General features: G+C 69.1%; 21 protein-coding genes. 13 read left to right on the forward strand and 8 right to left on the reverse strand.

The window, feature by feature from the left end; genetic code table 11:
- Nucleotides 1-121: 121 nt before the first annotated feature.
- Nucleotides 122-412, forward strand: coding sequence for a hypothetical protein (locus tag M5362_RS22105; protein ID WP_260229420.1), 291 nt, complete (start codon nucleotides 122-124; stop codon nucleotides 410-412).
- A 65-nt stretch (nucleotides 413-477) separates the two neighbouring features.
- Nucleotides 478-840, forward strand: coding sequence for a DUF5361 domain-containing protein (locus M5362_RS22110; RefSeq protein WP_260229421.1), 363 nt, complete (start codon nucleotides 478-480; stop codon nucleotides 838-840).
- A 21-nt stretch (nucleotides 841-861) separates the two neighbouring features.
- Here M5362_RS22110 and M5362_RS22115 read toward each other — a convergent pair whose 3' ends face one another.
- The gene (locus M5362_RS22115; protein ID WP_260229422.1) at nucleotides 862-1,200 is read right to left on the reverse strand and encodes a hypothetical protein; all 339 of its coding nucleotides are present in this window, start codon (nucleotides 1,198-1,200) and stop codon (nucleotides 862-864) included.
- Nucleotides 1,201-1,361: 161 nt separating this feature from the next.
- Between M5362_RS22115 and M5362_RS33035 the strand changes: the two genes are divergently transcribed.
- The 11 genes from M5362_RS33035 to M5362_RS22170 all read left to right on the forward strand — a co-directional run bounded on the left by M5362_RS33035 (nucleotide 1,362) and on the right by M5362_RS22170 (nucleotide 11,859).
- The gene (locus M5362_RS33035) at nucleotides 1,362-2,129 is read left to right on the forward strand and encodes a hypothetical protein (RefSeq protein WP_261366272.1); all 768 of its coding nucleotides are present in this window, start codon (nucleotides 1,362-1,364) and stop codon (nucleotides 2,127-2,129) included.
- A 21-nt stretch (nucleotides 2,130-2,150) separates the two neighbouring features.
- Nucleotides 2,151-3,350 (forward strand): phage tail protein, encoded by a 1,200-nt coding sequence (locus M5362_RS22125; RefSeq protein WP_260229423.1) that lies wholly within the window; start codon nucleotides 2,151-2,153, stop codon nucleotides 3,348-3,350.
- On the forward strand, nucleotides 3,347-4,636 hold the full coding sequence (locus M5362_RS22130; protein WP_260229424.1) for a tape-measure protein: 1,290 nt from the start codon (nucleotides 3,347-3,349) through the stop codon (nucleotides 4,634-4,636). The genes M5362_RS22125 and M5362_RS22130 overlap by 4 nt, the downstream gene beginning before the upstream one ends.
- Nucleotides 4,637-4,659: 23 nt before the next feature.
- A complete protein-coding gene (locus M5362_RS22135) occupies nucleotides 4,660-5,595 on the forward strand; it encodes a phage tail family protein (protein ID WP_260229425.1) in 936 nt (311 codons plus the stop codon).
- Nucleotides 5,596-5,644: 49 nt separating this feature from the next.
- A complete protein-coding gene (locus M5362_RS22140) occupies nucleotides 5,645-6,847 on the forward strand; it encodes a hypothetical protein (RefSeq protein ID WP_260229426.1) in 1,203 nt (400 codons plus the stop codon).
- An 8-nt stretch (nucleotides 6,848-6,855) separates the two neighbouring features.
- Nucleotides 6,856-7,962, forward strand: coding sequence for a hypothetical protein (locus M5362_RS22145; RefSeq protein WP_260229427.1), 1,107 nt, complete (start codon nucleotides 6,856-6,858; stop codon nucleotides 7,960-7,962).
- A gap of 3 nt (nucleotides 7,963-7,965) precedes the next feature.
- Nucleotides 7,966-8,685: a hypothetical protein gene (locus M5362_RS22150; protein ID WP_260229428.1), complete on the forward strand. Its 720-nt coding sequence runs from the start codon at nucleotides 7,966-7,968 to the stop codon at nucleotides 8,683-8,685.
- Between the two features lie 171 nt (nucleotides 8,686-8,856).
- Nucleotides 8,857-10,302 carry a phage tail protein gene (locus M5362_RS22155; RefSeq protein WP_260229429.1) on the forward strand — a complete coding sequence of 482 codons (1,446 nt, stop codon included), beginning with the start codon at nucleotides 8,857-8,859 and terminating at the stop codon, nucleotides 10,300-10,302.
- 109 nt (nucleotides 10,303-10,411) lie between these two features.
- Entirely contained in the window at nucleotides 10,412-11,362 is a 951-nt protein-coding gene (locus tag M5362_RS22160; RefSeq protein ID WP_260229430.1) for a peptidoglycan-binding protein, read from the forward strand.
- Nucleotides 11,363-11,375: 13 nt separating this feature from the next.
- Nucleotides 11,376-11,609 (forward strand): hypothetical protein, encoded by a 234-nt coding sequence (locus M5362_RS22165; protein WP_260229431.1) that lies wholly within the window; start codon nucleotides 11,376-11,378, stop codon nucleotides 11,607-11,609.
- A complete protein-coding gene (locus tag M5362_RS22170) occupies nucleotides 11,596-11,859 on the forward strand; it encodes a hypothetical protein (RefSeq protein WP_260229432.1) in 264 nt (87 codons plus the stop codon). The genes M5362_RS22165 and M5362_RS22170 overlap by 14 nt, the downstream gene beginning before the upstream one ends.
- A 290-nt stretch (nucleotides 11,860-12,149) precedes the next feature.
- On the opposite strand, the gene M5362_RS22175 is transcribed toward M5362_RS22170, so the two are convergent.
- From M5362_RS22175 to nusG, 7 genes are all read right to left on the reverse strand, one after another.
- A complete protein-coding gene (locus tag M5362_RS22175) occupies nucleotides 12,150-16,049 on the reverse strand; it encodes a DNA-directed RNA polymerase subunit beta' (RefSeq protein ID WP_260229433.1) in 3,900 nt (1,299 codons plus the stop codon).
- Nucleotides 16,050-16,156: 107 nt separating this feature from the next.
- Nucleotides 16,157-19,639, reverse strand: coding sequence for a DNA-directed RNA polymerase subunit beta (gene rpoB / locus M5362_RS22180; protein WP_260229434.1), 3,483 nt, complete (start codon nucleotides 19,637-19,639; stop codon nucleotides 16,157-16,159).
- 543 nt (nucleotides 19,640-20,182) lie between these two features.
- Nucleotides 20,183-20,563, reverse strand: coding sequence for a 50S ribosomal protein L7/L12 (gene rplL, locus M5362_RS22185; protein WP_260229435.1), 381 nt, complete (start codon nucleotides 20,561-20,563; stop codon nucleotides 20,183-20,185).
- Nucleotides 20,564-20,674: 111 nt separating this feature from the next.
- The gene (rplJ, locus tag M5362_RS22190) at nucleotides 20,675-21,205 is read right to left on the reverse strand and encodes a 50S ribosomal protein L10 (RefSeq protein WP_260229436.1); all 531 of its coding nucleotides are present in this window, start codon (nucleotides 21,203-21,205) and stop codon (nucleotides 20,675-20,677) included.
- 389 nt (nucleotides 21,206-21,594) lie between these two features.
- Entirely contained in the window at nucleotides 21,595-22,323 is a 729-nt protein-coding gene (rplA, locus tag M5362_RS22195) for a 50S ribosomal protein L1 (RefSeq protein ID WP_260229437.1), read from the reverse strand.
- Nucleotides 22,324-22,401: 78 nt separating this feature from the next.
- Nucleotides 22,402-22,836 (reverse strand): 50S ribosomal protein L11, encoded by a 435-nt coding sequence (gene rplK, locus M5362_RS22200; protein WP_260229438.1) that lies wholly within the window; start codon nucleotides 22,834-22,836, stop codon nucleotides 22,402-22,404.
- Nucleotides 22,837-23,012: 176 nt separating this feature from the next.
- On the reverse strand, nucleotides 23,013-23,930 hold the full coding sequence (gene nusG, locus M5362_RS22205; protein ID WP_260229439.1) for a transcription termination/antitermination protein NusG: 918 nt from the start codon (nucleotides 23,928-23,930) through the stop codon (nucleotides 23,013-23,015).
- Between the last annotated feature and the right edge of the window lie 32 nt (nucleotides 23,931-23,962).

The raw sequence follows: 23,962 nt of genomic DNA on the forward strand, positions 1-23,962 counted from the left end.
CCCGGCGTACGCCCTCCCCGCGAAACCCCGGGCGCCGGGCGGGAGCGGCCCGCCCGCTCCCGCCCGGCGCACACCCCCACACACCTTCTCGTACTTCCTACGTTTCTACGGAGAGACACCCATGGCCTCGTTCAACGTCAACGCCGCCCGCGCCCAGCGCATGGAGGCCCTCGGCAAGTCCTGGTCCTTCGACCTGGACGACGACACCTTCGAGCTCCCCACCGAACTCACGCGCGCGACGGCCAAGGCGCTGCGCGGCCTCGCCGACGACGACGTGGACGGGCTGCTGAAGCTGCTCATGGGCGAGAAGCAGTTCGCCCGCTTCGAGCAGCACAGCGTCACGATGCAGGACATCGCGGCGATCCTGAACGCCTACGGCCAGGAGACGGGGCTGGCCCTGGGGGAAGGCTGAGCCTCGACGAGTTCGTCGAGGAACACGCCGAGGCACTCGAGGCCGACCTGCTCCGTCACTACGGAGTGGACCTCCTGGACTGGCACCGCGACCGGCTCTCGGCCCGCCGACTGGCGGTGCTGATCAAGCACATGCCGCGGGACAGCGCACTGCTGAGCGAGACGGACGGCGAGGCAGCCGAGTGGAGCACGACGGACTACCTGCTGGCCGCGGTGGTGGACCACCTGGCGGTTTCCAACTGGATGTTCTCGACCGTCAATTCGGGCGAGGACTCCGAGCCCATGGACCCGCCGAAGCCGGTGCCTCGCCCTGGAGACAGGGCGAACGCCGCCATGGCCGCCACCGAGACGTCGGCCGCACCGGAGCCGCCCGCCGACGCCGGGTCGGAGCCGCTCAGCCCTGCTGAGCTGGCGCGCTTCTTCAGCTGACGTAGCGCGTTCGTCCCCGGGTCAGCCGACGACGAACGTCAGCACCGCGGCGGTGCCCGCTGCCAGAGCAAGTCCGGCCTGGCAGAAGTATCCGAACTGCGGCCCCTTCGACGCGAGGTACTGGGCGGGGACCACCGCGGACGGCTTCGCCGGGTCGACCACCACCGGGAAGACCTGGCCGAGCTCCGGGGCCGGCGTCGGGCTGCTGACCGTCGCCCGGCGCCGCCGCCCGTCGCCGTCCTGATAGCTGCAACGGATGTGGACGACGTTGGCGCCTTCCCGGCGGATGCGTTCCTCGCAGACCGCGTCGGTCGTGACGCCCCGCCGCCTCAGTCGGCGGTCACGCAGTTGGTGCGGCATCGACAGGAGGCTGAGCACGACGAGCGGGACGCAGATGAGCCACAAGAAGGCCGAGATGTCCGCAACGCGGATCGCCAGTTGCACAGAACCCCCCAGGTTGCACGGCTACCACAGAAGTCCGCGCAGTCTACAACTCACCCCGCACAGAGGAGGAATCCGAGGTGGCCGAGGACTACATCACCCCGAAAGAGCTGGAGACGGCCCTCGAGGCGGAGCGGAAGAAGGCGGAGGAGGGCGAGAAGAAGAAGAAACTCGCCAGTACCGCCGACGTCACGGCCGCGATCGAGGCCTACGACAAGAAGAAGGACGAGGAAGACAAAAAAGAGTGGGTCAAGGAGTGGGACCACTGGGTCGCGACAGAACTCAACTCCATCAAGAGCGAGTTCACCGTCTTCAAGATGGAATGGGTCCCCATTCTCGCGACGCTGCCCTCGCTGTTCAGCTTCGAAGAGCTTCTCATGCAGAAGTACAACCTGACGTACCACAACGGTTTTCTGCAGACCGAGGGCATGGTCGAACGGCGGCAGGAGCGGGCCTACAACCGGGCGCGGGACGAAGCGTACGCGGAGAACGAGCGCCGCAACGCGGAGGAGTCCAGGCGTAACCAGCCGCCGGCGGACGGCACCCCGCCGCCCGGCACCCGGCCGCCCGGCACGCAGCCCCCCGGGGACGGCACCCGCCCTCCCGGCACCACGCCCCCTGGCGGCCGGCCGACCCCCACCCCGCCCCCGCGCCCCCAGCCACCCCCCAACCAGCCGCCCGCCCCCGGCCCGCGCACACGGACCCCCGCGCCCCGCCCCGACCCCGTCGCGCCCGTAGGGAACTCCTTGAACCAGGCCCGGCCCGAGATCCGGGGCGGCACCGGTGATCTCAACGGCCTCCAGCAGGGCCTGCGCGGGGCTTCCAACGCCGCCGACGGCGGCTCCTGACACGCAGAAAGCGGGTGGCTCATGTCTCTCGTACGCTCTCTCGGCAGAGCATCCAGTTCCCTGAAGGATTTCCAGTCCAAGTCCACCGCCACCGACCGGGCGATGAACGGCCTCCGTTCGAGCGCGACCCGGGGCGAACAGGGCCTCAAGAACATCCGGACCGCCGCGCAGGGCTCCACACGCGAACTGAACAACCTCAAGTCGGCGGCGGACAAGGCGGACAAGTCTCTCAGCAAGGCGGGGAAGACCGGCACCACCGCCGGAACCCAGGTCGGCAATTTCAAGAAGGGCGCCGACAACGCCTCCAAGGGCATGAACGGCCTCAACAAGTCCATGAAGGGCAACTTCATCGCCCGGCTCATGGAACTGTTCATGCCGCTCATCGAGAAGGTGGTCGACATGGCCACCCGCTCGAAGACGATGCAGAAGGTGCTCAAGACCGCCTTCGACGCCATCAAGAAGGTCATCAGCTCGGTCATGAAGGTCGTCGGACCGATCATGACGAAGGCCGGCGCGCTGATCAAGAAGGTCTGGGACGGCATCAAGAGAGCCATCTCGGTCGTTGTCTCCGCCGTACAGACGGTCATCACGAAGTACTTCAACGCCTGGAAGAAGATCATCACCACGGTAATGAACGCCGTGAAGTCGGTCATCTCCGGCGTCTGGAACGGCATCAAGCGCATCATCATGCCGGTCGTGAACTGGATCAAGGACGTCGTCCCGCGGGCTTTCAGCGCCGTCAAGGACAAGCTCTCCAGCATCTGGGGCGGCCTCAAGGACATCGCCGGCCGGGCCTTCGACAAGATCAAGGGCGCCGTGAAGGGCCCGATCAACGCCGTGATCGGCCTGATCAACAGCGCGATCGGCAAACTGAACGGCATCAAGGTCTCGATCCCCGGCTGGGTCCCGCTCGTCGGCGGCAAGACCTTCGGCGTCAACCTGCCGAAGATCCCGCAGCTCGCCCAGGGCGGCGTCGTCCAGCCCCGCCGCGGCGGCGTGCACGCCATCGTCGCCGAGGCCGGTGAGGCCGAGGCCGTCCTGCCGCTGTCCAAGCTGGACCGGCTGCTGCGGCACACCGCCCGCGCGAGCCGCGCCCAGGCGATGAACGCGGGCGCAGGTGCCACCCACGGATTCCAGATCGAGAACTACTACGAAGCGGCCGGCAACGACCTCCAGCAGACCGCGCACGCCCTGCTGTTCCTGTCCAAGGCCCGCGGATGAGTGCCGCTCTGGCCGCACAGGCCAACGGGATCATGATGCAGATCCGGGGTCTCCCCGGAGCGATGAAGGGCTTCCGCGGCCAGGTCCAGGCCACCAACCGTGTCCTGGACAAGCTGCGCGGCGGCCTCACCCAGAGCGCCTCCGCCGTCGACCGGATCAAGAACGCCGCCACCCCGGCCGCCACGCAGGTCCAGCAGGTCAAGGCCCGCACCGACGCCTCCGCCCAGTCCTTGGCCCGGGTCGGCCGCACCGCCACCACCACCGCCCCCCGGCTCAAGTCCGTCGGCACCAAGGCCAAAGGCAGCTCCGCGCCCCTGAAGTCGATCGCCTCCGGCGGGTCGGTCTTCGGCACCGTCGCCGGCCTCCTCGGCAAGGCCTCCGGCGCCCTCTCCCGGATCATGGGCGTCCTCGGCAAGGGGCTCTCCGTCGCCGCCGGTGTCATGACCGGCGTCAACGTGGCCATGCGCGCCAACCCGCTCGGCTTCCTCGCCGGGCTGATCGTCCCGCTGCTGGCCGCGCTCATCACGTACGCCATGAACACCGAGACCGGTCAGCGGATCATGAAACAGGTCTTCGACCAGGTCCAGAAGACCTTCCAGGACATCTTCAAGTTCCTCGGACCGGTCGTCAGCGCGTACGGAACCGTGGTCGCCCAGTACTTCAAGGCCGTCCAGACCATCATCGACGCCGCCCTGAAGGTCATCGGCGCCGCCGTCTCCGGTGACTTCGGCAAGGCCAGGGACGCCATCTCCGGTGCCACCAGGGCCCTCAGCGATCTCGTCCGACGCCCCTGGAACTCCTTCAGGACCGCGATCCAGCCCACGCTGGACTGGATCACCAAGAAGATCCCCGACATGTTCACCCGGGTGAAGGACGCCACGTCCCGCACCCTCGGCGGCATCGGCGACTTCATGTCCACCGGGCTCCAGACCCTGGCGGGCGTCATCACCGGACCGATCAAGGGGCTCATCGCCTTCGCCAACTGGGTCATCGACGGCCTGAACAGCCTCAGTTTCTCCCTCCTCGGCAAGAAGTTCGGCGTCGATCTCTCCAAGATCCCGCAGCTCGCCGAGGGTGGCGTCGTCCACCCCTCGCCCGGCGGCGGGGCCTCCGCCGTACGCCCGCTCTCCTCACTGGAGCGGCTCCGACCGGCCGAGGCCGGCCACCGCGCCGCGGCCGCCCCGCACGGGGAGCGCGCCCGGCTGCACACCTATCGCGAACCGGCGGGCCGCAGCGCCCACGCCATCGCCGAGGACCTGCTGTTCCTGCACAGGACCGCAGCCTGACGAAAGGGAGGTGACGGCCCGTCATGGCCGAGACCACCATCGCATACACGGACGAGACGGCACCCGGCTCACTGATCACCCGCGACGGGCAGATCCAGTGGGCCGGACTGCTGATGGGGCCCGGTACTCCGTACCAGATCGACCGCTCCGGCCTGAGCGGCTGGGACGACCTGCCCACCCTGGACACCGGCGACGTACCCCGCCCCGACCAGCACGGAGCCTGGCCCGGCGCCGTCTGGGCGCAGCCCCGGCTGGTCGGCGCCACCGTCTGGCTGGTCCCGCCGACGGCCGACCGGTCCCTGGACACCAGCACCACCTTCAGGGCCGCCACCGGACCCGAGGGCGGCGAGCGCTGGCTCGCGGTGCGGCTGCACGGCGAGACCCTCGCCGTGCGCGCCCGGGTCAGCCGCCGGGTCGTCCCGCAGGACCGTACGTACGTACGCCAGGGCATGGCCAAGGCCTCGCTCCAGTGGACGGCGACCGACCCGCGCCGCTTCGGCGCCGCCCTGCGCCAGGGCCAGGCCACCCTGCCGGTCTCCGAGCCCGGCCTGGTCTGGCAGAGCGACGCCGGCAGCGGCCTGACCTGGCCGCTGGACTGGGGCGGCGCCGGTGTCGCGGGCAGCTTCACCGCCGTCAACGAGGGCGGCGCGCCCGCGCACCCCGTCGTCGAGTTCCGCGGCCCGATCCGCAGGCCGACGCTGACCCGGATGAGCGACGGCCGGCAGCTCCAGTACGACATCGCCCTCGGCGTCGGCGACATCCTCACCGTCGACACCGAGGCGGGCACGGTCCTCCTCAACGGCACCGCGTCCCGGCTCTACACGGCCACCCCCGCCTCCACTCCCGAGCAGCTGTTCCGCCTGGAGCCCGGCAGCACGGCGCTGGCCTTCCGCTCCAACGACGCGACCCCCGACCCCCGGGCCTCGGCCACCGTCCGCTGGCGCGACTCCCACTGGTGACCGGCCCGACCGGACCACCCCTTCCGCAACCCGCATTCCAGGAGGAACCATGCCCGTACGCAGCGCTTGGCTGATCAACCGCACGGAGACCGAGTCCGGCCAGTCCCGCTCCGACACCCGGCTCTCCCCCACCGGCACCATGGCACCGACCGGCGCGCTGACCACCGCCTCCGGCATCATCCCGGGCGCCAAGGACGGCCTCTACATCATGGACGCCCTGTACGTGTACGGGGACACCGTCGGCATGACGGCGAACGTCGCCCCGGGCCGCGCCGTCATCCAGGGCCCGGCCGCGGCCGGCGCGTACCCGGTCGTGCTCACCGACTACACCCAGGTCACCTTCGACGACGGCGACGCCAACAACCCGCGGATCGACCTCGTCGTGCTGCGCGTGTACGACGCCCAGTACGACCCGGTCACCGGCCGCACCGAAGCCGTACTGGAGATCCTCAAGGGCGCCCCGAAGGCCGATCCGGAGCCGCCGCAGGTCCCCGAGGGCGCCCTGGGGCTGGCGCGCGTCACCGTCCCGGCCGGCGCGTCCGTCGGCACCGGCGGCCTCGACTGGAGCACCGCCGTCTACGACCTGCGTCACCCCAGCGTCGCCGTCGGCGGCATCCTCCCCGAGTCCTGGAACCGCGACGTGAAGGGCGGCTACCCGGGCCAGTACCGCGACAACGCCGCGCTGCTCCAGCGCTGGGACTCCACCCGCTGGGTCTCGTACCCCAAGCAGGTCGGCGGCGTCGCCCCGCAGGGCGCGCTGGCCACCGGTGAGTACACCGGCCAGTACCGCGACGAGGGCGGCCGGCTCCAGCGCTGGGACGGCACGGTCTGGCGTCCGATCGTCCCGGCCAGCGGCTGGGCCGCCAACACCGACGGCGGCTACTGCAAGGCCACCGGCTGGGTCGAGGTCATCACCGACACCGCCGCGCCCGGCATCTCCACCTCCTTCACCACCCCGGTCTCCGGCGCGGTGCTGGTCTCCCTCGGCTACTACGGCGGCAACGCCGTGGACGGCACCTACTGCCGCATGTCGGTGAACATCCGGCAGGGCAGCACCCTCGTCGTCGGCGCGGACGAGATCCGCGCGGCCACCGTGTCGGGGCGGGGCCACTCCTCCGTCTCGACCATGTTCCGGGTCACCGGCCTCAAGCCGCACACCGTCTACAACGCGGTCGGCGCGTACCTGTCCTCGGCCACGAGCAACAACGCGTGGATCGACAACCGGTACGTCCGCGTCGACCCGGTGCTGTGAGCCGCCCGATGACACGCGCGGTCACCACACCCGTCTACCGGGCCCTCTTCTGCGATCTGCGGACCGACCAGGTCCTCGACGTGCTTCCGCTGACGGAGGCCAAGTTCGACGACTTCATCGGCAAGTCCGGATCGCTGTCCGCGACCGTCCCGCTGCCCAACCCCGCCCTGGCGGTCCGGGCCAGGGCAGCGCTCCAGCCCGGCCGCACCGCCGTCTGGCTGGAGCGCGACGGCGACATCTGGTGGGGCGGGGTGCTCTGGACGTGCACCCCGTCCACCGACGACCGGGGCCGCAGCCAGGTCCAGTTCCAGGCCGGCACGTTCGACTCGTACCTGGACCACCGGATCCTCTCGGGGGACCTGGTGGGAGCCTCCACCGACCAGTTCGACATCGCGCGCGCCCTGGTCGACCACGCCCAGAAGCAGGTCGGCGGCGACATCGGGATCAGCCTGGGCGCCGAGATGTCGGGCATCCGCCGGGACTTCTCGTACGGGTACACCGCACTGGCCCGGGTCCGTGAACTCCTCGACAAACTCGCCCAGCTCGCCGACGGGTTCGAGTGGCGGGTGCACTGCTACCGGGACGCGCAGGGCCGCCGGGTCAAGCGTCTCCAGCTCGGCCACCCGACGATCCGGACGAGCCACGCGGACATCGTCCTGGACCACCCGGGCCAGGTCCTGACCTACAGCCTGCCCACGGACTCCACGGTGCAGGCGAACGTGTGGGTCGCCCGCGGCGAGTCGGACAACACCGACCAGTCGCAGGAGTCCAAGCCGCTGACCGTCAGCGCGAGCGCGGAGGCGGACCTGGCGGCCGGCTGGCCCCGGCTGGAGCTCAGCTCCGACCACAGCGGCGTCAAGGACGGGGCGACCCTGGCCTCGCTGGCCCAGGCCGAACTGGCCCGCCAGCGGCGCCCGGAGCAGATCCCGGAGCTCACCGTACGCGTCGACGGGCGGATCACCCCGGCGCTGCTCGGCGCCCTGGTCCGGCTCCGGATCAGGGACCTGTGGCACCCCGAGGGGCTCGACAAGCAGTACCGGATCGTCGGCATCGCGGTCGAACCGCCGCAGCGCACGAAGCCCGAGACGGCCACGCTCTACCTGGAAGGGGTGTAACCCTTGGCGATCATTCCCACCGACCTGCTGGACCGGATCCGCACCCTGGAGCGGCAGATCCGCGACCTGATGGGCAGCGCCAACACCAATCCGGCGCTCAACGAGATCATGGGCGGCGAGGTCGTCATCGGCGACGGCGGCCGGCTGCGGGTCCGCACCGCCGGCGGCGAGGACCTCCTCTACCTGGGCCGGGTCGAGCCCGACCGGAAGCCGGACGTCCCGCAGCAGGGTCTGGTCGTCCGCCGCGACGACGGCTCGCTGGCCCTGACCGTCTGGACGGGCAGCCCCGACACGCTGCCCACCCAGCCGGTGCAGATCCTCGACCGCAAGGGCAACGTGGTGGTCGCCGACGACGCCGCCCACCACGGCCTCGCCCGCCCGTACATCCCGTACCCGCTGCCGGAACCGGTCGACACGGCCCGCTGGGAATCCACCGGCGCCACCGACTGGGCCACCCTCTACCGCGGGCCCGGCATCGCCCAGCACCCCCGGCTGTACTGCCGGATAGGCGTCCAGGGCACGGCCGGCGCCCAGATCCGCGTGCTCGTGAACGGCTCCCCCCTCGGCCCGGTGGCCACCACCCCGGAGCCCGAGCTGGTCTTCACCGAACCGCTGACCGCCGAGTTCGGTGCCACGGTCACGTTCGAGGTGCAGGCGAAGGTCGCCACCGCGGGCGACACCGTCCGCTGCCGCCCGCTGGCGCTGTACGGCGTCCAGTCCTGACCCGACCCCCGGAGCCGGGCCGACACCCCGAACCAGGCCGACGGCCCGGACCACGCGTCCGCCCGCCCTCAGCCGGCGCCCCGTCCTGAACCGGCTCGTCCGGGCGGGCGCCGCCCCGGCGTCCCGCCCGGACCGCCCAGGACCCCACGACCCGAGCAAGGAGGCACATCCGTGCTGCCCATCACCATCCCCACGGTGCGCGTCACCGCCCGCTACCTGACCCCGGACGGCAGTCCGATGACCGGGACCGTCGAGTTCCGCCCGCCGTCCCTGCTCACCCACGCCGAGGCCGACGTCTTCGTCGGCGGGCCGACCCGGGCCGCCCTCGACGCCGAGGGCCGGATCAGCGTCGTCCTGCCGGCCACCGACACCCCCGGCTGGAACCCCGTCGACTGGACGTACCAGGTCACCGAGAAGCTCGGCGGGCTCGGCGCCGCACGGGCGTACCAGATCGCGCTGCCCATCGCCCGGCCGACCGTCGATCTCGCCGACATCGCCCCGGCGGACCCGAGCACCCCGCAGTACGTCGCCGTCCCGGGCCCGCCCGGACCGCAGGGCGAACTCGGCCCGCAGGGCCCGGCCGGACCGGTCCGCTCGGTCAACGGGCGCACCACCCCGGACATCACGCTCGGCGCCGCCGACGTGTCCGCGATCGCGGCCTCCCAGGCGGGCGCGGCGGGCGGCGTGGCGCAGCTCGGCCCGGACGGCAAGGTCCCGGCCGCCCAGCTGCCCGCCACCGGCGGCGCGGTCTCCTCGGTCAACGGCCAGACCGGCGCCGTCGTGCTCGCCGCCACCGACCTGGGCGCGCTGACCCCGGCCGCCGGCGACGCCCGCTACCTGGGCCTCAACAACGCCCCGGTCAAGTCCGTCAACGGTCAGGTCGGCACGGTCGCGCTGACCGCCGCCGACGTCTCCGCGGTCGCGGCCGGCGACGCCGTCCTGCTCACCGGCGACCAGGCCGTGGCCGGCGCGAAGACCTTCGCCGTCCCGCCCTCGGCCACCGCCGATCCTGCCAGCGCCAACCAGCTGGCCCGCCGTGGCTACGTCGACGCGGTTGCCTCCGCGGGCACCTTCTCGCCGGCCTCGATGGGCTTCTCCGGCTGGGCGTACGACCCCGCGGCGTCCTCGGCCAACTCGGCGCAGTACTGCATCAACGGCTGGCTGTATCTGATCGGCGTGCCGCTGCACGCGCAGACCACCGTCAAGAACGTCGTCTTCTACATCCCGGGGTACGTCGGCGGCACCCTCAGCGCCAGCTCCTTCGCCGGCCTCTACACCAGCAGCGGCACCAAGGTCGGCACCACCGCCGCGCTCTCCACGCTGCTCACCGCCACCGAGGGCAAGACGGCGGTGCTGCCGCTGACCGCGCAGTACAACGCCGCCCCGGGCAACTACTGGGTCGCCCTGCTCGTCAACGGCCCGAGCCCCAACACCAACGGCCCGGCGTTCATGCGGGCCGCCAGCATGGGCGCCTCTCCCGGCGGCAGCGCCCGGATGCCCGGCGCGTTCGTCCGCCACGGCCGGCTCTCCACCACCGGACAGACCTCGCTGCCCGCGTCGTTCCCCACCTCGTCCGTGGTCGCCGACTCCAATGCGATCTGGGCGGCGCTGGCCTGAGCCACCCGGGCCGCCCGGCCTCGCCCGGCCCACCCGGGCCGCCGGGACCACCCGGACCGCCGGGACCACCCGGGCCCGCCCGGCCCACCCGCCACAGAAAGGACCCACCATGGCCACTCCCCTCACCGCGGACCAACTCGTCGCCGCGCTCCGCGCCGAAGGCGTCACCGTCGTCGAGCACCGCGCATGGCGCACCCACAACCGCAACCACGTCGGCGCCTGGGGCCCGCTGAACGGCGTGATGATCCACCACACCGTCTCCAGCGGCACCTCAGGCTCGGTGGAGCTCTGCTACGACGGTTACGACGCGCTGCCCGGCCCGCTCTGCCACGGCGTCATCGCCAAGGACGGCACGGTGTACCTCGTCGGCAACGGCCGGGCCAACCACGCGGGCGGCGGCGACCCGGACGTGCTGGCGGCGGTGATCGCCGAGAACTACGGCACGAAGCCGCCGGCCACCGACGAGCACCAGGGAAGCGCCGGCGCCGTCGACGGCAACGCCCGCTTCTACGGCTTCGAGTGCGTCAACCTCGGCGACGGCGCCGACCCCTGGCCCGCCGCCCAGCTCGACGCCATCGAGCGGGCCTCGGCCGCGATCTGCCGCGCCCACGGCTGGAGCGCGAAGTCCGTCATCGGCCACCTGGAGTGGTCCGACCACAAGAGCGACCCGCGCGGCTTCACCATGCCCGACCTGCGGTCCCGCATCGCCACCCGGCTCGCCTCCGCCCCGGACAAGACCCCGTCCAAGACCCCGTCCAAGACGCCCGGCGCCAAGCCGACCACCCCCGCCAAGGACACCGCCGCCCCCCGCTACCAGCCCTTCCCCGGCACCGCGTTCTTCAGGAACAACCCCAGCTCCCCGATCGTCACCGCGATGGGCCGCCGGCTGGTCGCCGAGGGCTGTTCCGCGTACGCCGTCGGCCCCTCCCCCCGTTGGGGCGAGGCGGACCGGCGCAGCTACGCGAAGTGGCAGCGCAAGCTCGGCTTCAGCGGCTCCGACGCCGACGGCTGGCCGGGCGTCATGTCCTGGAACGCCCTCAAGGTCCCGTACAGCACGTAAGGAGAACCCCCACATGTCCGATGCCGCCAAGCGCACGGCTCGTACCGTCCTGCAGGCCGCCGTCGGCATCGCCGTCGTGCTTCCCGCGATCGTCGACGCCTCCGGCCTCCCGGAGACCCTCCCCTGGGTCGCCGGGGCGCTGGCGGTGGCCGGCGCGCTGACCCGGATCATGGCCGTCCCCGGCGTGCAGAACCTGCTGCCGGCCTGGCTGCGCAGCTCCCCGGGGGCGGCCGATGACCGAGTCTGAACAGCACGACCCGGTCACCGTCGCCGTCGAGCTGGAACGGCTCCGGGGCACCCTCGAAGCCGGGTTCGCCCGCGTCGACGGCTCCCTCGCCCTGCTCGTGCAGCGCAGTGACCAGACCGACAAACAGCTCGCCGACATGGAGACCCGGCTCGACGCCCTGGAACGCTCCCGTTGGCCGCTGACGAGCATCGCGGCGCTGACCGCGAGCGCCGGCCTGATGCTCGCGGTCTGGGAGCTGGCCGGCCGCTAGGGCGTGTTTCGGAAGTAGCGTCGTCCGCCCGAAGGGCGGGGCCGGGGGCGTCTGGTGCGTGCGATCGCAAGGCGGAGGGAGGAGAGCGCAGCGGGCTGCGCCGACGACCGACAACGCGGCGTGGGGGCACCTCCCGTGCCCGAAGGGCTACGGGGGAGTGCGTGCCAGGCGTTCCCGGCCAGACGGGACTTTCGAAACACGCCCTAGGGCCTTCCTGCTCCCCACATGCCGCAGGGCGGCCACCCCGTACGAAACGGGGTGACCGCCCTGCGGTACTTCAGGCGACTCGCTTACTGGTTGTACGGACCGTAGTCGTAGTCCTCCAGCGGAACGGCCTGGCCGGAGCCGGTGCCGAACGGCGAGTAGTCGATGTCGTCGTAGCCGACGGCCGAGTACATCGCGGCCTTGGCCTCCTCGGTCGGCTCGACCCGGATGTTGCGGTAGCGGGACAGACCCGTACCGGCCGGGATGAGCTTACCGATGATGACGTTCTCCTTGAGGCCGATGAGGCTGTCGGACTTGGCGTTGATCGCCGCATCCGTCAGGACTCGGGTCGTCTCCTGGAAGGAGGCGGCCGACAGCCAGGACTCCGTCGCCAGCGAGGCCTTGGTGATACCCATCAGCTGCGGACGGCCGGAGGCGGGGTGACCACCCTCGGTGACCACACGACGGTTCTCGGTCTCGAACTTCGAGCGCTCGACGAGCTCGCCCGGCAGCAGCTCCGCGTCGCCGGACTCGATGATCGTCACACGGCGCAGCATCTGCCGGATGATGATCTCGATGTGCTTGTCGTGGATCGACACACCCTGCGAGTTGTAGACCTTCTGGACTTCGCCGACCAGGTGGACCTGGACCGCGCGCTGACCGAGGATCCGCAGCACGTCGTGCGGGTTGGTGGCACCCACGGTGAGCTTCTGGCCCACCTCGACGTGGTCGCCCTCGCCCACCAGCAGACGGGCACGCTTCGAGATCGGGAACGCCGTCTCGTCGCTGCCGTCGTCCGGGGTGACGACGATCTTCTTGGTCTTCTCGGTCTCCTCGATACGGACGCGGCCGGCCGCCTCCGAGATCGGGGCGACACCCTTGGGCTGACGAGCCTCGAAGAGCTCGACGACACGGGGCAGACCCTGGGTGATGTCGTCACCGGCCACACCACCGGTGTGGAAGGTACGCATCGTCAGCTGGGTACCGGGCTCACCGATGGACTGGGCGGCGATGATGCCGACCGCCTCACCGATGTCGACCAGCTTGCCGGTGGCCAGCGAACGGCCGTAGCAGAAGGCACAGGTACCGACGGCGGACTCACAGGTCAGGACCGAGCGGGTCTTGACCTCCTCCACGCCGGCGCCCACGAGGGCGTCGATGAGCACGTCACCCAGGTCGACGTTGGCCGGCGCGATGACCTTGCCGTCCACGACGACGTCCTCGGCGAGCATCCGCGCGTACACGGAGGTCTCGACGTCGTCCGTCTTCCGCAGGACGCCGTCCGCACCGCGCTCGGCGATCTTCAGCTTCAGACCGCGCTCGGTGCCACAGTCCTCCTCGCGGATGATCACGTCCTGCGAGACGTCCACCAGACGACGGGTCAGGTAACCCGAGTCGGCGGTACGCAGAGCGGTGTCGGCGAGACCCTTACGGGCACCGTGCGTCGAGATGAAGTACTCGAGGACGGTGAGGCCCTCACGGAAGGACGCCTTGATGGGACGCGGGATCGTCTCGTTCTTGGCATTCGACACCAGACCACGCATACCGGCGATCTGACGCATCTGCATCATGTTTCCTCGGGCACCCGAGTCAACCATCATGAAGATGGGGTTCGTCTTGGGGAAGTTCTCGTTCATGGCCTCGGCAACCTCGTTGGTCGCCTTGGTCCAGATCGCGATGAGCTCCTGAGTGCGCTCTTCCTTGGTGATGAGACCGCGCTCGTACTGCTTCTGGACCTTCTCGTCCTGCTCCTCGTAGCCCTTGACGATGGCCTTCTTGGCCTCGGGCACGACGACGTCGGAGATGGCCACGGTGACGCCGGAACGGGTCGCCCAGTAGAAGCCCGCCGCCTTCAGGTTGTCGAGCGTCGCCGCCACGATGACCTTGGGGTAGCGCTCGGCGAGGTCGTTGACGATCTCGGAGAGCTGCTTCTTGCCGACCGAGTAGTCGACGAAGGGGTAGTCCTCGGGCAGCAGCTCGTTGAAGAGCGCGCGGCCCAGCGACGTACGCAGACGGAACGAGTCACCCTGCTGCCACTCCGGCTCGCCCTCCTCGGCGACCGGGGGAACCCAGCCGCGCGGGGGAACGGTGCCGATCGGGAAGCGGATGTCGACCGAGGACTGCAGCGCGAGCTCGCCGGCGTCGAAGGCCATGGTGGCCTCCGCGGTGGAGCCGAACGCACGGCCCTCGCCCTTGGTGTCGCGCAGCTCACCGTCGGTGGTCAGGAAGAACAGACCGAGGACCATGTCCTGGGTCGGCATCGTGACCGGACGGCCGTCGGCCGGCTTGAGGATGTTGTTCGAGGACAGCATCAGGATGCGGGCCTCGGCCTGCGCCTCCGCGGAGAGCGGCAGGTGGACGGCCATCTGGTCACCGTCGAAGTCCGCGTTGAACGCGGTGCAGACGAGCGGGTGGATCTGGATGGCCTTGCCCTCGACCAGCTGGGGCTCGAAGGCCTGGATGCCGAGGCGGTGCAGCGTGGGCGCACGGTTCAGCAGAACCGGGTGCTCGGCGATGACCTCTTCGAGGACGTCGTACACGACCGTGCGGCCGCGCTCGACCATCCGCTTGGCGCTCTTGATGTTCTGCGCGTGGTTCAGGTCGACCAGGCGCTTCATCACGAACGGCTTGAAGAGCTCCAGCGCCATGGCCTTCGGCAGACCGCACTGGTGCAGCTTCAGCTGCGGACCGACGACGATGACGGAACGCGCGGAGTAGTCCACACGCTTACCGAGCAGGTTCTGACGGAATCGACCCTGCTTGCCCTTCAGCATGTCGCTGAGGGACTTCAGCGGACGGTTGCCGGGGCCCGTGACCGGGCGACCACGACGGCCGTTGTCGAAGAGGGCGTCGACCGCCTCCTGGAGCATCCGCTTCTCGTTGTTCACGATGATCTCGGGGGCACCGAGGTCGAGCAGACGCTTCAGACGGTTGTTGCGGTTGATCACACGGCGGTACAGGTCGTTCAGGTCGGAGGTCGCGAAGCGGCCACCGTCCAGCTGCACCATCGGACGCAGGTCCGGCGGGATCACCGGCACGCAGTCGAGAACCATGCCCTTGGGGCTGTTCGCGGTCTGCAGGAACGCGGAGACGACCTTGAGGCGCTTGAGCGCACGGGTCTTCTTCTGGCCCTTGCCGGTACGGATGATCTCGCGGAGGCGCTCGGCCTCCTCCTCCAGGTCGAAGGACTCCAGGCGCTTCTGCAGCGCCGCGGCACCCATCGAACCGTCGAAGTACGTGCCGAAGCGGTCACGCAGCTCGCGGTAGAGGAGCTCGTCGCCCTCCAGGTCCTGGACCTTGAGGTTCTTGAAGCGGTTCCAGACCTCGTCGAGACGGTCGATCTCGCGCTGCGCACGGTCGCGCAGCTGCTTCATCTCACGCTCGGCACCCTCGCGCACCTTGCGGCGCACGTCGGCCTTGGCGCCCTCGGCCTCGAGCTCGGCCAGGTCGGTCTCGAGCTTCTTGGCGCGGGCCTCCAGGTCGGAGTCGCGACGGTTCTCGATCTGCTGACGCTCGACGGAGACGTGCGCCTCCAGCGAGGGCAGGTCACGCGTACGACGCTCGTCGTCGACGAACGTGATCATGTACGCGGCGAAGTAGATGACCTTCTCGAGGTCCTTCGGCGCGAGGTCGAGCAGGTATCCGAGGCGCGACGGGACGCCCTTGAAGTACCAGATGTGGGTGACGGGAGCGGCGAGCTCGATGTGGCCCATCCGCTCACGGCGCACCTTGGCGCGGGTGACCTCGACGCCACACCGCTCACAGATGATGCCCTTGAAGCGGACACGCTTGTACTTGCCGCAGTAGCACTCCCAGTCCCGGGTCGGACCGAAGATCTTCTCGCAGAAGAGTCCGTCCTTCTCGGGCTTGAGCGTGCGGTAGTTGATGGTCTCAGGCTTCTTGACCTCGCCGTGGCTCCACTGACGGATGTCGTCAGCGGTGGCCAGACCGATCCGGAGCTCATCGAAGAAGTTGACGTCGAGCACTATGCGTCAATCCCTCTCAGGGTTGTAAGTCTTGGGGTCTGAAACGGGGGTCCTGGGGCCGGCCGGGGACTCAGTGACGTGCACCGAGCCCCCGTACCGGACTCCCGTCAGACCTCTTCGACGCTGCTCGGCTCGCGCCGGGACAGGTCGATACCGAGCTCCTCCGCTGCGCGGAAGACGTCCTCGTCGGTGTCGCGCATCTCGATGGACATGCCGTCCGAGGACAGCACCTCCACGTTGAGGCACAGGGACTGCATCTCCTTGATGAGCACCTTGAAGGACTCGGGGATGCCGGGCTCAGGGATGTTCTCGCCCTTGACGATGGCCTCGTAGACCTTCACGCGGCCGGTCACGTCGTCGGACTTGATCGTCAGCAGCTCCTGGAGGGCGTAGGCGGCGCCGTATGCCTCCAGCGCCCACACCTCCATCTCACCGAAGCGCTGGCCACCGAACTGGGCCTTACCACCCAGCGGCTGCTGGGTGATCATCGAGTACGGACCGGTCGACCGGGCGTGCAGCTTGTCGTCGACCAGGTGGTGGAGCTTGAGGATGTACATGTACCCGACCGAGATCGGGTCCGGGAACGGCTCGCCGGAGCGGCCGTCGAACAGACGCGCCTTGCCGGAGGGGAGCACCATGCGCTCGCCGTCGCGGTTCGGGATCGTGTGCTGCAGCAGACCCGCGAGCTCGTCCTCACGCGCACCGTCGAAGACGGGGGTGGCGACGTTGGTGCCCGGGGCGACCTGGTCGGCACCGATGGCCTGCAGGCGCTGCGCCCAGTCGTCCGCGAGGCCGGAGACGTCCCAGCCGCGGCTGGCGAGCCAGCCGAGGTGGATCTCCAGGACCTGTCCCGGGTTCATTCGGGACGGGACACCCAGCGGGTTGAGGATGATGTCGACCGGAGTTCCGTCCTCGAGGAACGGCATGTCCTCGATCGGAAGGATCTTCGAGATGACACCCTTGTTGCCGTGACGGCCGGCGAGCTTGTCACCATCGGTGATCTTGCGCTTCTGGGCGACGTAGACGCGGACCAGCTGGTTCACGCCCGGGGGAAGCTCGTCGCCCTCCTCGCGGTCGAAGACGCGGACGCCGATGACCTTGCCGGTCTCGCCGTGCGGCACCTTCAGCGAGGTGTCACGGACCTCACGCGCCTTCTCGCCGAAGATCGCGCGGAGCAGACGCTCCTCCGGGGTCAGCTCGGTCTCACCCTTGGGCGTGACCTTGCCGACGAGGATGTCGCCGGCGACGACCTCGGCACCGATACGGATGATGCCGCGCTCGTCGAGGTCGGCGAGGACCTCCTCGGAGACGTTCGGGATGTCCCGGGTGATCTCCTCCGGGCCGAGCTTGGTGTCACGGGCGTCGACCTCGTGCTCCTCGATGTGGATCGAGGAGAGGACGTCGTCCTGCACGAGGCGCTGCGACAGGATGATCGCGTCCTCGTAGTTGTGACCCTCCCACGGCATGAACGCCACGAGCAGGTTCTTGCCGAGCGCCATCTCACCGTTCTCGGTGGCCGGACCGTCGGCGAGGACCTGGCCCTCGATGACCCGATCGCCCTCGGAGACGACGACCTTCTGGTTGACCGAGGTGCCCTGGTTCGAGCGGGAGAACTTGGCCATCCGGTACGTGGTGTACGTGCCGTCGTCGTTGGCGACGGTGATGTAGTCGGCCGAGACCTCCTGGACGACACCGTCCTTGTCGGCCTTCGGCACGTCACCGGCGTCGGTGGCGCAGCGGTACTCCATGCCGGTGCCGACGAGCGGGGCCTCGGACTTGATGAGCGGCACCGCCTGACGCATCATGTTCGCGCCCATGAGGGCACGGTTGGCGTCGTCGTGCTCGAGGAAGGGGATCATGGCCGTCGCGACCGACACCATCTGGCGCGGCGAGACGTCCATGTAGTCGACCTCGGTCGGCGGGACGTAGTCGACCTCGCCACCACGGCGGCGGACCAGGACGCGCGGCTCGGTGAAGCGGAGCTCGTCGTTCAGGGTCGCGTTCGCCTGGGCGATGACGAAGCGGTCCTCCTCGTCGGCGGTGATGTAGTCGACCTCGTCGGTGACCTGACCGTCGACGACCTTGCGGTACGGCGTCTCGATGAAGCCGAACGCGTTGACGCGGCCGTACGAGGCGAGCGAACCGATCAGACCGATGTTCGGGCCTTCGGGGGTCTCGATCGGGCACATGCGTCCGTAGTGGGACGGGTGCACGTCTCGGACCTCGAAGCCGGCCCGCTCACGGGACAGACCACCGGGACCCAGCGCCGAGAGACGACGCTTGTGCGTCAGACCCGACAGCGGGTTGTTCTGGTCCATGAACTGCGACAGCTGGCTGGTGCCGAAGAACTCCTTGATGGAGGCGACGACCGGCCGGATGTTGATCAGGGTCTGCGGCGTGATCGCCTCGACGTCCTGCGTGGTCATGCGCTCACGCACGACGCGCTCCATACGAGCCAGACCCGTGCGGACCTGGTTCTGGATGAGCTCGCCGACGTTGCGCAGACGACGGTTGCCGAAGTGGTCGATGTCGTCGGTCTCGACGACGATCTCCCGGCCCGACTCGCCGATCGTCTCCTGCTCGCCCGCGTGGAGCTTCACGAGGTACTTGATCGTGGCGATGATGTCGTCGGTGGTCAGGACACCGGCGTCCAGCGGCTCGTCCGCGCCGAGCTTCTTGTTCACCTTGTAGCGGCCGACCTTCGCGAGGTCGTAGCGCTTCGGGTTGAAGTAGAGGTTCTCGAGCAGCGTCTGAGCGGCCTCACGGGTCGGCGGCTCGCCCGGACGCAGCTTGCGGTAGATGTCGAGCAGCGCGTCGTCCTGGCCCTGGGTGTGGTCCTTCTCCAGGGTGGCGCGCATGGACTCGTACTCGCCGAACTCCTGCAGGATCTGCTCGGTGGTCCAGCCGAGCGCCTTCAGGAGGACGGTGACGGACTGCTTGCGCTTGCGGTCGATGCGGACACCGACCATGTCGCGCTTGTCGATCTCCATCTCCAGCCAGGCACCCCGGGACGGGATGATCTTGGCGGAGAAGATGTCCTTGTCGGACGTCTTGTCGATCGAGGAGTCGAAGTAGACGCCCGGCGAACGGACCAGCTGGGAGACGACGACACGCTCGGTGCCGTTGATGACGAAGGTGCCCTTGTTCGTCATGAGCGGGAAGTCGCCCATGAAGACCGTCTGGGACTTGATCTCGCCGGTCTCGTTGTTCGTGAACTCGGCCGTGACGAAGAGCGGGGCGCCGTACGTGAAGTCACGGTCCTTGCACTCGTCGATCGAGTTCTTCGGGGGCTCGAAGCGGTGGTCGCGGAAGGTCAGCGACATCGACCCGGAGAAGTCCTCGATCGGAGAGATCTCCTCGAAGATCTCTTCCAGACCCGACTTCCTGGGGACGTCCTGTCCCGACTCGAGAGCTGCCTCGACGCGAGCCTTCCAGGCGGCGTTGCCGAGCAGCCAGTCAAAGCTCTCGGTCTGCAGCGCGAGGAGGTTCGGAACCTCGAGGGGCTCCTTGATCTTTGCAAAGGAGATGCGCAGCGGGGCGGTGCTGGCGCCGTTGTTCGTATTGGTCGAGGCGTTGCGCGAGGCGGCCAAGAGGGGGTCCTTCCGAGGGCTCGGACTCACTACGCGCGTACCGGTCCCCAGCGATGCAGCGGGACAGACGATTCCTGATGTGGCCAAAGGCCCAGGTCAGGTCAGGTCTGCCGACAATGCTCTCGCGAGGGTATGCCCCGGGTGACGGGCAGGGGGCAGCTAACAGGCAGCGCAAAGGGTCAGTGTAGCCACTTGGCCCACTGATGTCCAGGGCGAAAATTTCGCAACCCTCGTTGTTCTCAACTCCGCGGTACCTCGCGCCGTGCGGCGCACCTCGATACTGCCCGTTCCGCCGTCGATCCATGCCTCGGATACGGATCGTTGTGACGACGCGTCCTGAGAATTGCGCGCTGCGTGCGGTTCGTCAAGGCCCCCCGGTCAGCGGGGCGCACGGCGAAGATCACCATACTCCGCTCTCCACGGCCCGCACGACCCCCGCCACGCCCGTCCCGGGGTACGCCGAAGGGCGACCACCCGGATGGGTGATCGCCCTTGGCGAGGCGCCTGAGCGGCGCCTGAGCGAGTCAGGAGACTCGCAGGGTCTTACTTGACCGTGACGGAGGCGCCGGCGGCCTTGAGGGACTCGGCAGCCTTCTCCGCGGCCTCCTTGGCGACCTTCTCGAGGACCGGCTTCGGGGTGCCGTCGACGAGGTCCTTGGCCTCCTTCAGGCCCAGGGAGGTGAGCTCACGCACGACCTTGATGACCTGGATCTTCTTGTCGCCAGCACCCTCGAGGATGACGTCGAACTCGTCCTGCTCCTCGACGGTCTCGGCAACGGCGCCCGGGCCGGCCGGGGCGGCGGCGACGGCCGCGGCGGCGGTGACGTCGAACTTCTCCTCGAAGGCCTTCACGAACTCGGAGAGCTCGATGAGGGTCATCTCCTCGAACTGCGCGAGCAGGTCGTCCTGGGACAGCTTCGCCATGATGGCGTCCTTCCACTAATTCGGCAGGTGCCGGATGTACATGTAGGCGGGCGTACGTTCGGCCCGCTGCGACCGTCGCCCTAGCGGGCGGCGGTCATTGCGCGAGCCGAGTTACTCGGCACCGCCCTGCTCTTCGAGCTTGACGCGAAGCGCCTCCGCAGTGCGGACGAACTTCGACGGCAGCGCCTGGAAGAGGGAGGCAGCCTGAGACTGCTTGCCCTTGAAGGCACCGGCCAGCTTGGAGAGCAGAACCTCGCGGGACTCGAGGTCCGCAAGCTTCTTGATCTCATCGGCGGACAGCGCCTTGCCATCAAGGACACCGCCCTTGATGATGAGGTTCGGGTTGTCCTTGGCGAAGTCACGAAGACCCTTGGCCGACTCCACCGGGTCACCGGTGATGAAGGCAGCGCCCGTCGGACCGTTGAACTGGTCGTCGAGCGAGGTGATCCCGGCCTCGTTGGCCGCAATCTTGGTCAGCGTGTTCTTCACCACGGCGTACTGGGCGTTCTCACCGAGCGAACGGCGCAGCGTCTTGAGCTGAGCCACGGTGAGACCCCGGTACTCGGTCAGCACGACGGCGCTCGAGCTCTGGAACTTGTCCTTGAGCTCGGCTACCGCGGCAGCCTTGTCGGGCCTTGCCATAGAGCGTCGGCCTCCTTCCGGGTGATGAGGACCGCTCAGAAGGGGCTGAACAAAAGAAAACGCCCCGGCGCAGGCGCACGGGGCTCAGCTCGACCGGCTCGGAACGAACCGGGAACTCTTCCACGATCACCTGCGCGGGCCGTTCGCATCTCAGCGAACCTTCGGCCACCGGACCCTCTTGCGAGAGCACGGCAACGACCAGCGGTCTTTGGCTTCTCCGGAAGAGTACGCGACGGCCACCCCGGGGAGCAAATCCGCCCGTACGGCTCAGCTCGCGCCGAGGCCGGGGCGGTGTGGCCGCGGGTACCGCCGTACGAAGAAGCCGGCCCCCTCAGCCGCTCCGAGGAGGGCTGAGGGGGCCGGCTGACCACTCAGTGAGCCGTGTGGGCTCAGACCGCGGCCGGGTCCTCCTCGACGAGGAGGTTGCGGGTGCGGTTGGAGTCCAGCGGGATGCCGGGGCCCATCGTCGTCGTCAGGGTCGCCTTCTTGATGTAGCGGCCCTTGGCGGCGGACGGCTTCAGACGGAGGATCTCCTCCAGAGCCGCGGCGTAGTTCTCGACCAGCTTCGTCTCGTCGAAGGAGACCTTGCCGATGATGAAGTGCAGGTTCGAGTGCTTGTCGACGCGGAACTCGATCTTGCCGCCCTTGATCTCGTTGACGGCCTTCGCGACGTCGGGGGTCACGGTGCCGGTCTTCGGGTTCGGCATGAGACCACGCGGGCCGAGGACGCGGCCGAGGCGGCCGACCTTGCCCATGAGGTCCGGGGTGGCCACAACGGCGTCGAACTCGTTCAGGCGCTGGCCCTTGGAGATCTCGTCGATGAGCTCGTCGGAACCGACGATGTCGGCGCCAGCGGCGATCGCGGCCTCGGCACGGTCACCGGTCGCGAAGACCAGGACCCGGGCGGTCTTACCGGTGCCGTGCGGGAGGTTCACGGTGCCACGGACCATCTGGTCGGCCTTGCGCGGGTCGACACCCAGGCGGAAGGCGACCTCGACGGTCCCGTCGAACTTGGTGGCGGCGGTGTCCTTGGCGATACGGACGGCCTCGAGGGGGGCGTAGTTACGCTCCCGGTCGATCTTGGCGTCCGCGCTGCGGAGTGCCTTGCTGCGCTTCACTGCTTCTCCTGTTGGTTCAGGTGTGGAGTCGTGGTGCGGGCCGCGCCGGCCCTACCACTGAGGTCACAAGGGGGCTGATCAGCCCTCGACCGTGATGCCCATGGAACGGGCGGTGCCGGCGATGATCTTCTCGGCGGCGTCGAGGTCGCTGGTGTTCAGGTCGGGGAGCTTGGTCGAGGCGATGTCGCGGACCTGGGCGCTCGTGATCTTGGCGACCTTGGTCTTGTGCGGCTCGCCCGAGCCCTTGTTCACACCCGCGGCCTTGAGGATCAGCTTGGCGGCCGGCGGAGTCTTGGTGATGAAGGTGAAGGAACGGTCCTCGTAGACCGTGATCTCCACCGGCACGACCATGCCACGCTGCGACTCGGTCGCGGCGTTGTAGGCCTTGCAGAACTCCATGATGTTGACGCCGTGCTGGCCCAGCGCGGGACCGACCGGCGGGGCCGGGTTGGCCGCACCAGCGTTGATCTGGAGCTTGATAAGCCCCGTGACCTTCTTCTTCTTGGGAGGCATTGCTCTCTCCGGGTCCTAGTGAGAGTGTTCAGCCGCCATCCGGTCGTCCGGATGGAGGCATACCGCACCACGATAACGGGTATAGACGTGCGGCTAAAAACCGAGCAGGTCAGAGCGGCTGCGAGAGCCACTCTGACCTGGGTCGGAAACCTGTGACCTGTGGGGGTCCGGGAGGGTCAGTTCTTCTGGATCTGGTCGAAGCTGAGCTCGACCGGGGTCTCGCGACCGAAGATCTCGACCAGGCCCTTGACCTTCTTGGAGTCGGCGTTGATCTCGTTGATCGTGGCCTGGAGGGTGGCGAAGGGGCCGTCGGTGACGGTGACCGAGTCGCCGACCTCGAAGTCCAGGACCTCGACGGTGACCTTGCGGGCCGGAGCCGGCTTGCCCTCGGCCTCGGCGGCCTCGCGGGCGGCCTTCTCCTCGGCCTCGGGGGCGAGCATCTTGACGATCTCGTCCAGGGTCAGCGGGTACGGGTCGTAGGCGTTGCCCACGAAGCCGGTGACGCCGGGGGTGTTGCGGACGACGCCCCAGGACTCGTTCGTCAGATCCATGCGGACGAGCACGTAGCCGGGCAGCTTGTTCTGCCGGACGTTCTTGCGCTCGCCGTTCTTGATCTGGACGATCTCTTCCTCGGGCACCTCGGCCTGGTAGATGAACTCCTCGACGTTCAGCGAGACGGCACGCTGCTCGAGGTTGGCCTTCACGCGCTTCTCGTAGCCCGCGTAGGTGTGGATCACGTACCACTCGCCGGGCAGGCCGCGGAGCTCGTCACGCAGGGCCTGGATCGGGTCGACGGGAGCGGCGGGCTCCTCCTCGGCCTCCTCGGCCTCTTCCAGCTCGGCCTCGACGTCGGTGTCCTCGTCGGACTCGTCCTCGTCGGAGTCGTCGGACCCGTCCTCGTCGGAGTCGTCCTCGACGTCGGACTCGGCCTCGACATCGTCGGACTCCTCGGAGTCGTCCTCGATGTTCAGGGCGGCCTCTTCGGCAGCCTCGCCCGCAGCGGCGTCAGCAGCCTCAGCCTGGTCCTCGTCGGCCGCCTCGAGGATGTCGAGCTCGTCCTCAGAAACGGACTCGTTCAGGTTCGGGTCAGACACGGTGGCTGCTTCTTCCTGGATACAGATGGGGT

The organism is Streptomyces sp. Je 1-79 (assembly GCF_025195125.1).
Classification (GTDB): domain Bacteria; phylum Actinomycetota; class Actinomycetes; order Streptomycetales; family Streptomycetaceae; genus Streptomyces.

What these genes read in the sequence shown, in the direction of transcription:
- M5362_RS22105 (WP_260229420.1), top strand. Translation starts at nt 122, where the DNA reads ATGGCCTCGTTCAACGTCAACGCCGCCCGCGCCCAGCGCATGGAGGCC.
- M5362_RS22115 (WP_260229422.1), bottom strand. Translation starts at nt 1,200, where the DNA reads ATGCCGCACCAACTGCGTGACCGCCGACTGAGGCGGCGGGGCGTCACG.
- M5362_RS22125 (WP_260229423.1), top strand. Translation starts at nt 2,151, where the DNA reads ATGTCTCTCGTACGCTCTCTCGGCAGAGCATCCAGTTCCCTGAAGGAT.
- M5362_RS22130 (WP_260229424.1), top strand. Translation starts at nt 3,347, where the DNA reads ATGAGTGCCGCTCTGGCCGCACAGGCCAACGGGATCATGATGCAGATC.
- M5362_RS22135 (WP_260229425.1), top strand. Translation starts at nt 4,660, where the DNA reads ATGGCCGAGACCACCATCGCATACACGGACGAGACGGCACCCGGCTCA.
- M5362_RS22140 (WP_260229426.1), top strand. Translation starts at nt 5,645, where the DNA reads ATGCCCGTACGCAGCGCTTGGCTGATCAACCGCACGGAGACCGAGTCC.
- M5362_RS22145 (WP_260229427.1), top strand. Translation starts at nt 6,856, where the DNA reads ATGACACGCGCGGTCACCACACCCGTCTACCGGGCCCTCTTCTGCGAT.
- M5362_RS22160 (WP_260229430.1), top strand. Translation starts at nt 10,412, where the DNA reads ATGGCCACTCCCCTCACCGCGGACCAACTCGTCGCCGCGCTCCGCGCC.
- M5362_RS22165 (WP_260229431.1), top strand. Translation starts at nt 11,376, where the DNA reads ATGTCCGATGCCGCCAAGCGCACGGCTCGTACCGTCCTGCAGGCCGCC.
- M5362_RS22170 (WP_260229432.1), top strand. Translation starts at nt 11,596, where the DNA reads ATGACCGAGTCTGAACAGCACGACCCGGTCACCGTCGCCGTCGAGCTG.
- rplL (WP_260229435.1), bottom strand. Translation starts at nt 20,563, where the DNA reads ATGGCGAAGCTGTCCCAGGACGACCTGCTCGCGCAGTTCGAGGAGATG.
- rplJ (WP_260229436.1), bottom strand. Translation starts at nt 21,205, where the DNA reads ATGGCAAGGCCCGACAAGGCTGCCGCGGTAGCCGAGCTCAAGGACAAG.
- rplK (WP_260229438.1), bottom strand. Translation starts at nt 22,836, where the DNA reads ATGCCTCCCAAGAAGAAGAAGGTCACGGGGCTTATCAAGCTCCAGATC.